This is a genomic window from Salipiger abyssi, assembly GCF_017311415.1.
Taxonomy (GTDB): Bacteria; Pseudomonadota; Alphaproteobacteria; order Rhodobacterales; family Rhodobacteraceae; genus Salipiger; species Salipiger abyssi_A.
In genome coordinates, this window is sequence record NZ_JAEKIS010000014.1 from 1 (window position 1) to 12,965 (window position 12,965).

The following is a 12,965-nucleotide window of genomic DNA, read 5'->3' on the forward strand; positions in this document are numbered from 1 at the left end:
TCCCGTCTTTCTCAAGGAGACTGAATTCCGCTTCAACACACGCGATCAGAACCTCTATAAACTCCTGCTCAGATCGTGCAGAATAAAACCGCTCAGGCGCTGAGCTGGAATAGACCCTTCTGAATTTACGGTCTCACGCCTGACGGCTGAGCAGCTCCACCCCCAGCACCGTCAGCACCTTTTCCTCGATATGCTTCGCGTCGAGCCCGGCGCTTTCATACATATCGTCGGGGCTGGCGTGGTCGATAAACGTATCCGGCAGCACCATGGAGCGGAACTTCAGCCCGTGGTCGAACACCCCCTCATCGGCGAGCAATTGCGCCACATGGCTGCCGAAGCCGCCCACGGCGCCTTCCTCGATGGTGATCAGCGCCTCATGCTCCGCCGCCAGCCGCAGGATCAGCTCGCGGTCGAGCGGCTTGGCAAAGCGGGCATCCGCGACGCTGGGTGAAATCCCCCGCGCTTCGAGCTTTTCGCAGGCCTTCATCACTTCCGAGAGCCGCGTGCCGAAGCTGAGCAGCGCCACGCGCTTGCCCTCGCGGATCATCCGGCCCTTGCCGATCTCCAGCAACTCGCCCTTTTCCGGCATCTCGACGCCCGATCCCTCGCCGCGCGGATAGCGGAAGGCGATGGGGCCGTCGTCATGCGCGGCGGCGGTGGCGACCATGTGCTTGAGCTCCGCCTCATCGGCGGCGGCCATCACCACCATGCCCGGCAGGTTCGCCATATAGGCGATGTCGAAGGCGCCCGCATGGGTGGCGCCGTCTGCGCCCACCAGCCCGGCGCGGTCGATGGCGAAGCGCACCGGCAGGCGCTGGATCGCAACGTCATGCACGACCTGATCGTAGCCGCGTTGCAGGAAGGTCGAATACATTGCGCAAAAAGGCCGCATCCCGCCCGCCGCGAGACCGGCGGAAAAGGTCACCCCGTGCTGCTCGGCAATGGCCACGTCGAACACCCGCGAGGGGTAGCGCTCGGCCATCAAGTCGAGCCCGGTGCCGTCGGGCATGGCGGCAGTCACCGCGCAGATCCGCGGATCCTCGGAGGCAAGCCGCGTCAGCTCGCGCGCAAAGACCTTGGTATAGGAGGGCGCGTTGGAGGGCGCTTTCTTCTGCTCGCCGGTGGCCACGTCGAACTTGGCGCGGGCATGGCCCTTGTCGGCGGCGCCCTCGGCCGGGGCATAGCCCTTGCCCTTGGTGGTCAGCATATGCAGCAGGATCGGCCCGGTGGCGCGCGCCTTGACCGTGCGCAGCACCGGCAGAAGCTGGTGCAGGTCATGCCCGTCGAGCGGCCCGATATAGGAAAAGCCCATCTCTTCGAAGAGCGTGCCGCCCACGGCCATGCCCTTGAGCATCTCCTTGGCGCGCTTGGCGCCTTCGCGGAAGGGTTCGGGCAGCAGCGAGACGGCGCCCTTGGCGGCGGCTTTCAGATCCTGAAACGGTGCCTCGGCATAGAGCCGCGAGAGATAGGAAGACATCGCACCGGTGGGCGGCGCGATGGACATCTCGTTGTCGTTCAGGATGACGATCAGGCGCTTTTTCAGGTGGCCGGCATTGTTCATCGCCTCATAGGCCATGCCAGCCGACATCGCGCCGTCGCCGATCACGGCAATCGCATCGCCCGCGCCGGTGTCGCAGACCCCGCCGAGATCGCGCGCCACGGCAAAGCCGAGCGCGGCAGAGATCGAAGTGGAGCTGTGGCCGGCGCCGAACGGATCGAAGGGGCTTTCGCTGCGCTTGGTAAAGCCCGAGAGCCCGTCCTTCTGGCGGATGGTGCGGATACGCTCGCGGCGTCCGGTGAGGATCTTGTGCGGATAGGCCTGATGGCTCACATCCCAGATGATCTTGTCGCGCGGCGTGTCGAACACCGCGTGCAGCGCCACGGTCAGCTCAACGACCCCAAGCCCGGCGCCGAGATGGCCGCCGGTTTCCGACACCGCCGAAATAGTCTCCGCCCGCAGCTCATGGGCGAGCTGATCCAGCTCGGCATCGGAGAAGCGTTTGAGATCGGCGGGGGTGGCGACCTTGTCGAGCAGCGGTGTTTGGGGCTTGTGAGGCATGGCGTCCCTTGGCACTCAGTTCCGGCGGGAGATAACGAAACGGGCGGCCTCCCGCAAGGTATCGGCCCGTTTACCATAGGGAGATAGGGCGTCGCAGGCCTCTGTCACAAGGGTTTGTGCACGCGCCTTTGCGCCGTCGAGCCCGAGCAGCGACACAAAGGTCGCCTTGCCGCGATCCGCGTCCTTGCCGACGGCCTTGCCGACCGTCGCCGCGTCGCCCTCGACATCGAGAATGTCGTCGGCGATCTGGAAGGCGAGCCCGAGCCGCTGCGCATAGGCGGTGAGCGGTGCCAGATCGGCCTCAGCCAGCCGCGCGCCGGCCTCTGCCGACCACAGGATCAGCGCGCCGGTCTTGCCGGCCTGAAGGGCGGTGATCTCGTCCAGCGTGAGCGGCGTGGCGGTGCTTTCGGCGGCCATGTCCAGCGCCTGGCCCAGCACCATGCCGCGCGCCCCCGCCGCGCGGGCAAGGCTCAGCGTCAGATCGGCGCGCACCTCCGAGCGGTCATGGCAGCGCGGGTCCCCCAGCATCTCGAAACCGAGCGCCTGGAGCGCGTCGCCCGCCAGCACGGCGGTCGCCTCGTCCCATTTGCGATGCACCGTCGGCAGGCCCCGGCGCAGCGCGTCGTCGTCCATGCAAGGCAGATCGTCATGCACGAGGCTGTAGGCGTGGATCGCCTCGATGGCACAGGCGGGCCAGAGCGCCTGCGCCTGCGGCACCTCGTGCAGCCGGGCGCTTTCCAGCACCAGCCAGCCGCGCAGACCCTTGCCGCCGGTCACCGCGTAGCGCATCGCATGGGTCACCGGCAGATCGGCGAAACCGCTCAGCACCATGTCGAAATGATCGGCCACGGCGCCTGCGCCGGCCTCCAGAGACTCGCTGAACATGGGGTGTCAGAGCCCTTCGGCGGCTTTCAGGCCGGCGGGCTGGCCCTCGGCGTCGAGGGTGATCTGGGCGACCTTTTCCTCGGCGTCCTTGAGCTTTTTCTCGCAATGCGCCTTGAGCTTGGCGCCGCGCGTATAGAGGTCGATGGACTGATCCAGCGGCACCTCGCCGCGTTCGAGCTGGTTCACCACCTGTTCCAGCTCGGCCATGGCCTGCTCGAAACTCATCTCCTCGACCGGTGTGTCGCTCATTTTCCTGCCTCGATCAGTTCTTCCACATGCGCCTTGGCCGACGCGGCCAGCGCGGAAAGATCATAGCCGCCTTCCAGCAGGGAGACCACCCGCCCGCGCGCATGTTCCGCCGCGATCCGGCAGAGCTCATGCGTGAGCCAGCGGAAATCCTCCGCCGACCAGGCGAGCTGCGCCAGCGGGTCGTCGCGATGCGCGTCGAAGCCGGCGGACATCACGATCAGGTTGGGCTTGAACGCGGCGAGCCGGGGAAAGGCGTCGCGCCGATAGGCGGCGCGCATCTCGTCGCCGCCGCTGCCCGGGGGCAGGGGGATGTTCAGCACATTGTCATGGCCACCGCGCTCGGTGGCGGCGCCGCTGCCCGGCCAGAGTGGGAATTGCTGCGACGAGATCAGGAGCGCGCGGGGTTCGTCCCAGAGCAGATCCTGCGTGCCGTTGCCGTGATGCACGTCGAAATCCACCACCGCCACGCGGTCGATCCCGTGATGATCGAGCGCGTATGTCGCCGCGAGCGCGGCATTGCCGAACAGGCAGAACCCCATGGGTTTCTCGCGCTCGGCATGGTGGCCGGGCGGGCGCGTGGCGCAGAAGGCATTCGCCACCTCGCGCGAGATCACCGCATCGACCGCCCGAATCGCCGCCCCCGCCGCGCGCCGCGCCGCCCGCATCGAGCCGGGCGACATCCAGGTGTCTTCGTCGAGCGGATGCTCGCCCGCTTCGGGCTCGGCAGCCTTGATGCGGTCGATATAGCGCTGCGGATGGACGCGGGCGAGATCGGCATCGCTGGCCGGCGGTGCCGCCAGCCGCAAGAGATCGAGCGGCGCCAGCGCGTGCAGCACATGGTCGAGTCGGGCGACCTGCTCGGGGTGGCCCGGCGGCGTGACGTGATCCAGACACTCGGCATGGGTGATCAGCGCGGTTGTCATGACGGAGCCTCCCTGACGTCACTCCGCGACAGGATTCCGCGAATGCCGCGCCCGGGCAAGCCGCGATTTGCGGAGATTTGAGCCGCATTGCCCGGATCGCGCGCATCTGCCGAAAAAGCGGCGTTCAGTCGGGGGCGAGCATGTAGCCGGCGCCGCGCACTGTTTGCAGATAGCGTGGCTGTTTTGGATCGCTCTCGATCTTGCGGCGCAGCCGGGTGATCTGCACATCCACGGCGCGCTCCTGCGCCTGACCCTTGTCGCGGCCGAGCTCTTCGACAAGCTTGCCCCGGCTCAGCGCCTCGCCCGGGCGGGCGGAGAAAATCCGCATGAGCTGGCTTTCGGTGGCGGTGAGCCGGACCATGTCCTCGCCTTTCCACATCTCGCCGCGTTCGATGTCGTAGCGGATCGGGCCGAGGCTCAGCAGCTTGGGCGTGGCCTCGTCGGCGGTGGTCTCGGGCATGCGCCGCAGGATCGCGTTGATGCGCAGCAGCAGCTCTTTGGGCTCGAAGGGCTTGGAGAGGTAATCGTCGGCCCCGGCCTCGAGCCCGGCGATGCGGTCTTCGGTCTCGCCCTTGGCGGTGAGCAGCATGATCGGCGTGGTGCTGGTCTGGCGGATCGCGCGGGTCAGGCTAACGCCATCCTCTCCCGGCATCATCACATCCAGCACGATCATGTCGAATTCCAGCCCTTCGAGCAGGCGCCTTGCATGCGCCGCGTCGCGCGCGGCGCTGACCAGGAAACCGTGGCGCATCAGGAATTTCTGAAGCAGGCCGCGAATGCGCTCGTCGTCATCGACGATCAGCAGGTGGGCGTCGGGATCGCTCATCCGCGTGCCTCCCTCAGGCCGGAGTAGTGGCGGTGCATGTCGGGATCCATCATCGCTTCGAGCACCTGGCGAAAGCCCGCCACCGCCTCGGGGCCGACCTGCCGATAGGCGGCGCGCATGCGCGCGCGCTGGGCATCTGACAGCTTGTGTTCGAGCTCCTTGCCCGCCTCGGTGAGATAGAGATGCCGCTCGCGCTTGTCGGCGCGGCCGATCCGGCTTTCGACCAGCCCGTCGCCGATCAGCGTGCGCAGCACGCGGTTGAGCGATTGCTTCGTGACGCCGAGGATCGACAGAAGGTTGTTGACCGTCGTGCCCGGAGCGCAGTTGATGAAGTGGATCGCGCGGTGATGCGCGCGGCCGTAATCCATGCTCTGCAAGATCCGGTCGGGATCTGCGGTAAATCCCCGATAGGCAAAGAACATTGCCTCGATTCCCTGCCGCAGCTGCTCGTCCGTCAGATACAGCAGCGACTCGCCGCCATGCCCCTGCGTGCCCGGCCCGTCTGCCATTGCCTTGCCTCTCGCCTCCCGTCTTTTGCGGCATTTTAAGTCAGTCTTGTTGACATTCCAAGAGCGAACTGTTAGCGAGTCTCAGTTTTTACGCAACATTGTGTCCGAAGCGGACGTAAGGCGCGCAACAAAAGTAAAAAGCACCTAGAAGGAGATCGACAATGGAAGGGGCTTATGACGACCGCGACGGCAAGATCTGGCTGGACGGCAAGCTGGTGGAGTGGCGGGACGCGCAGGTACATGTCCTGACCCATGCGCTGCATTACGCCAGCTCGGTCTTTGAGGGGGAGCGCGCCTATAACGGCAAGATCTTCCTCGGCCACGAACATTCCGAACGTCTGCATTTCTCTGCGGGCGAGCTGGATTTCGAGATCCCCTTTACCGCCGATGAGATCGACGCGGCCAAGGACGAGGTGCTCAAGGTCAACGGCTTCACCGATGCCTATGTGCGCGCGGTGGCCTGGCGCGGTGCCGGTCCGGATATGGGGGTCGCCTCGGCGCGCAACCCGGTGCGCCTCGCGATCGCGGCCTGGGAATGGGGCAATTACTATGGCGACGCCAAGATGAAGGGCGCAAAGCTCGACATCGCGCGCTGGAAACGCCCGAGCCCCGAGACCATCCCGGTTCATGCCAAGGCTGCGGGTCTCTATATGATCTGCACCATGTCCAAGCACGAGGCCGAGGCCAAGGGCTGCTCGGACGCGCTGTTCATGGATTACCGTGGCTATGTGGCCGAGGCGACAGGCGCCAACATCTTCTTCGTGAAGGACGGCGAGGTGCACACCCCCGAGGCGGACTGCTTCCTTAACGGGCTGACCCGTCAGACGGTGATCGGCATGCTGAAGGAGCGTCAGGTCAAGGTGCATGAGCGCCACATCATGCCGGGCGAGCTGGAAGGGTTCGAGCAGTGCTGGCTGACCGGCACTGCCGCCGAGGTCACCCCGGTCGGTCAGATCGGCGACTACAACTTCGAGGTCGGTGCGATGGCCAAGGACATCGCCGGCGCCTACGAAACGCTGGTGCGCAGCTAAGACAGATGTCCGGGGCGGGTGCTCTGCCCGCCCCGGTGGCCGCGCCGAAACGCGGCAGGCGCCAGCGTCCCCGCGCGTCGGAACCTTGCCGGGCGTGTCCCGCTTGGATCGCAGGCGCCGGCCGTACGGCGGGCCCGATGGCCGGTCCTCCGGCGCTGCCGGTTTTCCCCACAATTTGCTGCGAAAGCCGCCCGGGCGCATGGCTGGGGAGTTGCGTCCGGCATCCATACGTGTGCTAACATCCGGCGCAGACCGGCCAGGCGCCGGAGACGCTTTTCCGGGAGATATCAAGATGGACGGCACCCTCACGCAAAACGATCTCAGCCACGTTGTCGAGGCAGACAAGGCCCATGTCTGGCACCATCTGGTGCAGCACAAGGCGTTCGAGACCACCGATCCGCGCATCATCGTCGAGGGCAAGGGCATGCGCGTCTGGGACCAGCACGGGCGCGAGGCGCTCGACGCCGTGTCCGGCGCGGTCTGGACGGTGAATGTGGGCTATGGCCGCAAGACCATCGTCGATGCGATCTCGGAACAACTGCTGAAGCTCAACTATTTCGCTGGCGCCCTGGGCTCGGTGCCCGGCGCGCTCTTTGCCGAGAAGCTGATCGAGAAGATGCCGGGCATGAGCCGGGTCTATTACACCAACTCCGGTTCCGAGGCGAACGAGAAGGCCTTCAAGATGGTCCGCCAGATTGCGCACAAGCGCTATGGCGGCAAGAAGCACAAGATCCTCTACCGCGAGCGCGACTATCACGGCACCACCATCGGGGCGCTCTCGGCGGGCGGGCAACTGGAGCGCAATGCGCAATACGGCCCCTTCGCGCCCGGTTTTGTCGAGGTGCCGCATTGCCTGGAATACCGTGCGCAGTGGGATCTGACCGGCGAGGCCTATGGCAAGCGCGCCGCTGACGCCATCGAAGAGGTGATCCTGCGCGAAGGCCCCGACACCGTGGGCGCGATCTGCCTGGAGCCGGTGACCGCCGGCGGTGGCGTGATCGTGCCGCCCCCGGGCTACTGGGAGCGGGTGCAGGAGATCTGCCGCAAATACGACGTGCTGCTGCATATCGACGAGGTGGTCTGCGGCGTCGGTCGCACCGGCACCTGGTTCGGCTACCAGCATTACGGCATCGAGCCGGATTTCGTCACCATGGCCAAGGGCGTGGCCTCGGGCTATGCGGCCATTGCCTGCTGCGTCACCTCCGAGCGCGTCTTCGATCTCTTCAAGGACGATGCCAGCGATCCGATGAACTACTTCCGCGACATTTCGACCTTTGGCGGCTGCACCGCCGGGCCGGCGGCGGCGCTTGAAAACATGCGAATCATCGAAGATGAAGGGCTGCTCGACAACACCATTGCCATGGGGGACTACATGCTCGACCGCCTGTCCGAGCTGAAGGACAAGCACGCCGTGATTGGCGATGTGCGCGGCAAGGGCCTGTTCCTCGGCGCCGAACTGGTTGCCGACCGCACCACCAAAGAGCCCGTCTCGGAGAAAGAGGTAGGCGCGGTGGTCGCGGGCTGCAACGCGGCGGGTGTCATCATCGGGGCCACCAACCGCTCGGTGCCCGGCCTCAACAACACGCTCTGCTTTGCGCCTGCGCTGATTGCCACCAGGGACGATATCGACCAGATCGTCGACGCGGTGGACCAGAGCCTTACGAAAGTCTTTGCCTGACCCATGTCCCAGAACAGGATGAACGATCTCGGTCAGCCCGTCGGCCTTCCGGTCGACGGGTCTTTTCCGCGACCCCGCCCGCCGCATGAACCGCTCGACGGGCGCTATGTGCGGCTGGAACCGCTGAGCCCCGCCCATGCGGCAGGGCTCTACGCGGCCTTTGCCGAGGATGCCGCCGGGCGCAACTGGACCTATCTGCCACGCGGCCCCTTTGTCGATCTCGCCGAGGCCGAGAGCTGGGCGGCGGAGGCGGCGCAGAGCGCGGATCCGCTGTTCTTCGCCATCTGCGATCCTGACGGCACGCCGCAGGGGTTTTGCTCCTATCTGCGCATCGACCCTGCCAACGGGGTGATCGAGGTGGGCAATATCCACTACGCGCCAAAGCTCCAGAAGAGCGCCGCCGCCACCGAGGCGATGTATCTGATGATGGCGCGCGCCTTCGACACGCTGGGGTATCGCCGCTACGAATGGAAATGCGACGCGCTGAACACGCCGTCGCGCCGGGCGGCGCAGCGGCTGGGGTTCAAATATGAGGGCACCTTCCGGCAGGCGGTGATCGTCAAGGGCCGCAACCGCGACACCGCGTGGTTCTCGATCATCGACCGGGAATGGCCCGAGGTGAAAGCCCGGCTTGAGGCCTGGCTCGCGCCCGCGAACTTCACCGAAGACGGGCGACAGAAGGCGGCGCTCGCCAGCCTGGGCTGAGCGCGACGGAAAGGCCGGGACGCCTCCGGCGGGAGTATTTTGCGGAAAGATGAAAGCGCAAGTGCCGAGCCGGTGGGCAGTTTTTGCCCGCCCGCTTTGCGATGCGCGAAACCCGGCGCCGATCCGCAGCCATGTTTCGACAAATACCGCGCCATGGCCTAAGACGGGGAGAGGACGGGCGCGCGGCGGGTGCCGCCAGCGCCCCCAACCGGAGGGCCACGCGTCATGCGCATCAAATTCGGCTGCCGCTTTCATCTCGACCTGCCGCAGCCCACCCCGATGATCGCCCTGCTCAGCGCGCATTACTCGCGCGCCGGCGATCTCGAACGCCCCGATTATGTCGTCACCACGCCGTCGGTCCCGCTGACCGCCTATCGCGACGGGTTCGGCAACTGGTGCACCAAGCTGGTGGCCCCCGCAGGCGCCTTCAGCATCGGCAGTTCCGGCGTGCTGCACGATACGGGCGCGCCCGATCCGGTGCCGCCCGACCTGCCGCAGACACCGGTGGAGGCACTGCCGGAGGACACGCTGACCTATCTGCTGGGCAGCCGCTATTGCGACACCGACCTGCTCTCGGACGAGGCCTGGCGGCTCTTCGAGGCGGTGCCCTCGGGCAGCCGGCGGGTGCAGGCGATCTGCGATTTCGCCCACCGGCATGTCACCTTCGGCTATGAATACGCCCGTGCCACCCGTACCGCCTCGCAGACCTATGCCGAGGCGCGCGGGGTGTGCCGCGATTTCACCCATCTCGCGGTCACGCTCTGCCGCTGCATGAACATTCCGGCGCGCTACTGCACCGGCTATCTGGGCGATATCGGCGTGCCGCCGCCCTATCCGCCGGGGGATTTCTCGGCCTGGATGGAGGTCTATCTGGGCGGCGCCTGGTGGGTTTTCGACCCGCGCAACAACGACACGATGCCGCGCATCGGGCGGGTGCTTGTGGCGCGCGGGCGCGACGCGGCGGATGTGCCGCTGATCCACAGCTTCGGGCAGAACACCCTTACAGGGTTCGAGGTCTGGACCGAAGAGACCGTCTGACATTCGGGCAAGAAAAAAGGGCCGCCGGAGCGACCCTTGGTGCTTGCAGGCAGCGGAGGCGGATTAGCCGTTCACGCTGTCCTTGAGAGCCTTGGCAATGGTCATCTTGACCTGCTTGTCGGCCTCTTTCTTGAACTGCTCGCCGGTGGCGGGGTTGCGCACCATGCGCTCGGGGCGCTCGCGGCAGTAGATCTTGCCAACACCGGGCAGGGTCACGGCGCCGCCGGCGGCCACTTCCTTGGTGATGATATCGGTGATCGCGTCCAGCGCGGTGGTCGCGGTCTTTTTGTCGGCGCCCATCTCTTCGGCCAGAGCAGCCACCAGCTGGGTCTTGGTCATCGGTTTCGCCATTTCATGGTCTCCTTAACTGCCCGAAGGATTGGGCCTCATCGCGAGAATATAACATCATATGGAGTTCAATCACAACGATTAGGGGAGGTTTGCAAGTGAAAACTGCGCATTTTGTGCCGGTTTTGGCCGTTTTCCGCTGCGTCAGAGAAAAGCTGTTTCCTCGAAGCTACGCAACTTCCGGCTGTGCAGCCGTTCCAGCGGCATCCCCCTCAGTCGTTCCATGGCGCGTATACCGATCATCAGGTGACGCGCAACCTGAGTCTTGTAGAAATCGCTCGCCATGCCGGGCAGTTTGAGCTCTCCGTGCAGCGGTTTATCGCTCACGCAGAGCAGTGTCCCGTAGGGCACGCGGAAACGAAAGCCGTTGGCGGCGATGGTGGCGCTCTCCATGTCGAGCGCCACGGCACGGGATTGCGACAGGCGCTGCACCGGGCCGGACTGGTCGCGCAGCTCCCAGTTACGGTTGTCGACGCTGGCCACGGTGCCGGTGCGCATGATCCGCTTGAGATCGTAGCCGTCGAGCTGGGTCTCCTCGGCCACGGCGGTCTCCAGCGCCACCTGGATCTCGGCCAGCGCCGGGATCGGCACCCAGACCGGCAGGTCGTCGTCGAGCACCTTGTCCTCGCGCAGATAGGCATGCGCGAGCACGAAATCGCCAAGGCTCTGCGAGCTGCGCAGGCCGGCGCAATGGCCCACCATCAGCCAGGCATGCGGGCGCAGCACCGCGATATGGTCGGTGGCGGTCTTGGCGTTGGACGGGCCGACGCCGATATTGACCAGCGTGATCCCCGAGCCATTGGCGCGCTTGAGATGATAGGTCGGCATCTGCGGCATCTTGGGGCTGGGCGGGATCTCGGCGTCCGGGTCGGTGATCTCGACATTCCCGGTCGAGACAAAGCTCACATAACCGCTGTCGGGATCGGCCAGCCGCTCGCGGGCATAGGCCTCGAACTCGCTGACATAGAACTGGTAGTTGGTGAAGAGAACGTGGTTCTGGAAATGCACCGGATCGGTGGCGGTGTAATGCGCCAGCCGGGCGAGCGAATAATCGACCCTCTGCGCGGTGAAGGGCGCGAGCGGCCCGGCGCCGTCCGCCGCCGGCTTGGCGACGCCGTTGACGATGTCGTCATTGGTCACACCGAGGTCCGGCACGTCGAACACGTCGCGCAGGATGAAGCGTCCCGCCCCCTCCTGTGGCACCGAGAGGTCTGGGTAATTGGCGACGGCGAAATGCACGGGCATCGGGGTGGTCGAAAGCCCGATCTGCACCGGCACGCCGTGATTGGTGAGCAGGAGCCCGATCTGCTGCTTGAGATAGTGCCGGAAGAGATCGGGCCGAGTGATACTGGTGGCATGGGTTCCGGGTGCGGGGACGTGGCCGAAGCTCAGCCGGCTGTCGACCTTGGCATGGGTCGAGGTAGTGATCCGTACTTCCGGATAGAAGGCGCGATAGCGCGCGCCGGGATGGCCGCTGGCCATGGCATCGAGGAAGCGATCGTGCAGAAAGCCAACTGAGAGATCGTAGAGCTCGCAAAGCCGGTCGACAGCGGCGCTGGCATCGGAGAACAGCTCCGGATCCGGTGCGTCGGGAGAAACGATTTCCAGCGGTGCCTGACTGTCCTGCATTCCTGCCTCTTCTGCTTGCCGTTTTTCGCAGCGTGACACCAAGGGCGGGAGCGTTCAAGCCGCGCTGCGCCGGCATGTTGCGGAAAGGCGTTGGCAGCGGGAATGGCGGGCTGCCTGGGGTGGGCGGGAGTGCCCACCGTCCGGGCTATTCACCGGTCGCTTCGGAACTCATCCCGTCGAGCATCTGCAACAGCGCTGTCACCTGCCCGTCGAGCCACAGCCGCAGCCCATCGACCTGCGCCACATAGCCGTCGAGCGCCGGTGCGATGCCGGGCATCATCTCCGAAAGCTTGGGAGCGGCGAGATATAGCGCCACGGCGAAGATGGCGAGCCCCAGAACCAGCCGGAAACCGCTGGTGAAGCCGCCGCGCCTTGCGTCGTCCTCTTCCTCGATGGCGGCCCGGCCCTGCGGTGTTTCCATGCTGCGGCGCTCGGAGGAGGCGCGCAGCGTCTGGTTGATCTCTTCGATATCGGGCAGCAATTCGCGGCGTGAGCCGGCGGCGGCGGCAGCTGCCACGGTTTCCGGGGCTTCGTCTACCTGAGCCTCGGGCTCTTCCTCTTCGCCGCGCATCCGCGACATGCGTTCGCGCGCCTCGCGGGATCGGCGGGCGGCCTCGTCCTCGGCTGGTTCGGAGAGGCCCAGCTCCGGCTGGCTTTCCAGTGATCCGGCCTCGGCAGCGCGGCGGGCGGCCTCGCGCTGGGCCTCTTCGCGCAGCACCTCCGCCACGGACGGGTCTAGCCCGCGCGCTCGCTGCGCCGGTTGCGGCGCCGGCTCTTCGTCGGGTTCCGGTTCGGGTTCCCGGGCAGGTTCTGGCTCGGGCGCTTCGACGGTCATATCGGATTCCGGCTCGGGCTCCGGTTCGGGCGACCAGTCCGTATCGGGCAGGGCGCGGCCCAGCTCGTCGGCCAGATCGGCGTCGTCGTCAGGATGCGCCTGGAACCATGTGTGGCCGCAATTCGAGCATTGCACATCTCGCCCGCCCTCGGGGATGACGTTGGCGGGCACTTCGTATTGAGCGCCACAATTCGGGCAAATCAGCCGCATCTGGCCCCATCTTCCTGCATGTGTTCGGGCGGTCCTTATT

Annotated in this window: 13 protein-coding genes; 4 read left to right on the forward strand and 9 right to left on the reverse strand. The window is 66.0% G+C overall.

Annotated elements, in window-relative coordinates; all coding sequences use genetic code 11:
* Nucleotides 1-133: 133 nt before the first annotated feature.
* The 6 genes from dxs to I6N89_RS17650 all read right to left on the reverse strand — a co-directional run bounded on the left by dxs (nt 134) and on the right by I6N89_RS17650 (nt 5,451).
* On the reverse strand, nt 134-2,059 hold the full coding sequence (gene dxs, locus I6N89_RS17625; RefSeq protein WP_207019840.1) for a 1-deoxy-D-xylulose-5-phosphate synthase: 1,926 nt from the start codon (nt 2,057-2,059) through the stop codon (nt 134-136).
* A 15-nt stretch (nt 2,060-2,074) separates the two neighbouring features.
* Nucleotides 2,075-2,944, reverse strand: a complete 870-nt coding sequence (locus I6N89_RS17630; RefSeq protein ID WP_207019841.1) for a polyprenyl synthetase family protein — start codon at nt 2,942-2,944, stop codon at nt 2,075-2,077.
* A gap of 6 nt (nt 2,945-2,950) precedes the next feature.
* Entirely contained in the window at nt 2,951-3,193 is a 243-nt protein-coding gene (locus I6N89_RS17635; protein ID WP_076701659.1) for an exodeoxyribonuclease VII small subunit, read from the reverse strand.
* Nucleotides 3,190-4,116 carry a histone deacetylase family protein gene (locus I6N89_RS17640; protein ID WP_207019842.1) on the reverse strand — a complete coding sequence of 309 codons (927 nt, stop codon included), beginning with the start codon at nt 4,114-4,116 and terminating at the stop codon, nt 3,190-3,192. Before I6N89_RS17640 ends, I6N89_RS17635 begins: the two co-directional genes overlap by 4 nt.
* A gap of 124 nt (nt 4,117-4,240) precedes the next feature.
* The gene (locus I6N89_RS17645; protein ID WP_207019843.1) at nt 4,241-4,942 is read right to left on the reverse strand and encodes a response regulator; all 702 of its coding nucleotides are present in this window, start codon (nt 4,940-4,942) and stop codon (nt 4,241-4,243) included.
* Nucleotides 4,939-5,451 carry a MarR family winged helix-turn-helix transcriptional regulator gene (locus I6N89_RS17650; RefSeq protein ID WP_207019844.1) on the reverse strand — a complete coding sequence of 171 codons (513 nt, stop codon included), beginning with the start codon at nt 5,449-5,451 and terminating at the stop codon, nt 4,939-4,941. Before I6N89_RS17650 ends, I6N89_RS17645 begins: the two co-directional genes overlap by 4 nt.
* Before the next feature lie 161 nt (nt 5,452-5,612).
* Here I6N89_RS17650 and I6N89_RS17655 point away from each other — a divergent pair, with 161 nt between their 5' ends.
* The 4 genes from I6N89_RS17655 (at nt 5,613) to I6N89_RS17670 (ending at nt 9,903) form a co-directional block, all read left to right on the forward strand.
* Entirely contained in the window at nt 5,613-6,482 is an 870-nt protein-coding gene (locus I6N89_RS17655; RefSeq protein WP_207019845.1) for a branched-chain amino acid aminotransferase, read from the forward strand.
* Nucleotides 6,483-6,774: 292 nt separating this feature from the next.
* Nucleotides 6,775-8,160 (forward strand): aspartate aminotransferase family protein, encoded by a 1,386-nt coding sequence (locus I6N89_RS17660; RefSeq protein WP_207019846.1) that lies wholly within the window; start codon nt 6,775-6,777, stop codon nt 8,158-8,160.
* A gap of 3 nt (nt 8,161-8,163) precedes the next feature.
* Nucleotides 8,164-8,865 (forward strand): GNAT family N-acetyltransferase, encoded by a 702-nt coding sequence (locus I6N89_RS17665; RefSeq protein ID WP_207019847.1) that lies wholly within the window; start codon nt 8,164-8,166, stop codon nt 8,863-8,865.
* 225 nt (nt 8,866-9,090) lie between these two features.
* Nucleotides 9,091-9,903, forward strand: a complete 813-nt coding sequence (locus I6N89_RS17670) for a transglutaminase-like domain-containing protein (RefSeq protein ID WP_236016707.1) — start codon at nt 9,091-9,093, stop codon at nt 9,901-9,903.
* Between the two features lie 63 nt (nt 9,904-9,966).
* Here I6N89_RS17670 and I6N89_RS17675 read toward each other — a convergent pair whose 3' ends face one another.
* The 3 genes from I6N89_RS17675 to I6N89_RS17685 form a co-directional block, all read right to left on the reverse strand.
* Nucleotides 9,967-10,254: an HU family DNA-binding protein gene (locus I6N89_RS17675; protein ID WP_076701683.1), complete on the reverse strand. Its 288-nt coding sequence runs from the start codon at nt 10,252-10,254 to the stop codon at nt 9,967-9,969.
* Between the two features lie 141 nt (nt 10,255-10,395).
* Complete coding sequence (locus I6N89_RS17680) at nt 10,396-11,880, reverse strand: AMP nucleosidase (RefSeq protein WP_207019848.1); 1,485 nt, start codon at nt 11,878-11,880, stop codon at nt 10,396-10,398.
* A 145-nt stretch (nt 11,881-12,025) separates the two neighbouring features.
* Nucleotides 12,026-12,925, reverse strand: coding sequence for a zinc-ribbon domain-containing protein (locus I6N89_RS17685; RefSeq protein ID WP_207019849.1), 900 nt, complete (start codon nt 12,923-12,925; stop codon nt 12,026-12,028).
* Between the last annotated feature and the right edge of the window lie 40 nt (nt 12,926-12,965).

Coding starts and splice junctions, on each gene's coding strand:
- dxs (WP_207019840.1), bottom strand. CDS start 2,059: ATGCCTCACAAGCCCCAAACACCGCTGCTCGACAAGGTCGCCACCCCC.
- I6N89_RS17665 (WP_207019847.1), top strand. CDS start 8,164: ATGTCCCAGAACAGGATGAACGATCTCGGTCAGCCCGTCGGCCTTCCG.
- I6N89_RS17675 (WP_076701683.1), bottom strand. CDS start 10,254: ATGGCGAAACCGATGACCAAGACCCAGCTGGTGGCTGCTCTGGCCGAA.
- I6N89_RS17655 (WP_207019845.1), top strand. CDS start 5,613: ATGGAAGGGGCTTATGACGACCGCGACGGCAAGATCTGGCTGGACGGC.
- I6N89_RS17680 (WP_207019848.1), bottom strand. CDS start 11,880: ATGCAGGACAGTCAGGCACCGCTGGAAATCGTTTCTCCCGACGCACCG.
- I6N89_RS17640 (WP_207019842.1), bottom strand. CDS start 4,116: ATGACAACCGCGCTGATCACCCATGCCGAGTGTCTGGATCACGTCACG.
- I6N89_RS17660 (WP_207019846.1), top strand. CDS start 6,775: ATGGACGGCACCCTCACGCAAAACGATCTCAGCCACGTTGTCGAGGCA.
- I6N89_RS17650 (WP_207019844.1), bottom strand. CDS start 5,451: ATGGCAGACGGGCCGGGCACGCAGGGGCATGGCGGCGAGTCGCTGCTG.
- I6N89_RS17670 (WP_236016707.1), top strand. CDS start 9,091: ATGCGCATCAAATTCGGCTGCCGCTTTCATCTCGACCTGCCGCAGCCC.
- I6N89_RS17630 (WP_207019841.1), bottom strand. CDS start 2,944: ATGTTCAGCGAGTCTCTGGAGGCCGGCGCAGGCGCCGTGGCCGATCAT.
- I6N89_RS17645 (WP_207019843.1), bottom strand. CDS start 4,942: ATGAGCGATCCCGACGCCCACCTGCTGATCGTCGATGACGACGAGCGC.
- I6N89_RS17685 (WP_207019849.1), bottom strand. CDS start 12,925: ATGCGGCTGATTTGCCCGAATTGTGGCGCTCAATACGAAGTGCCCGCC.
- I6N89_RS17635 (WP_076701659.1), bottom strand. CDS start 3,193: ATGAGCGACACACCGGTCGAGGAGATGAGTTTCGAGCAGGCCATGGCC.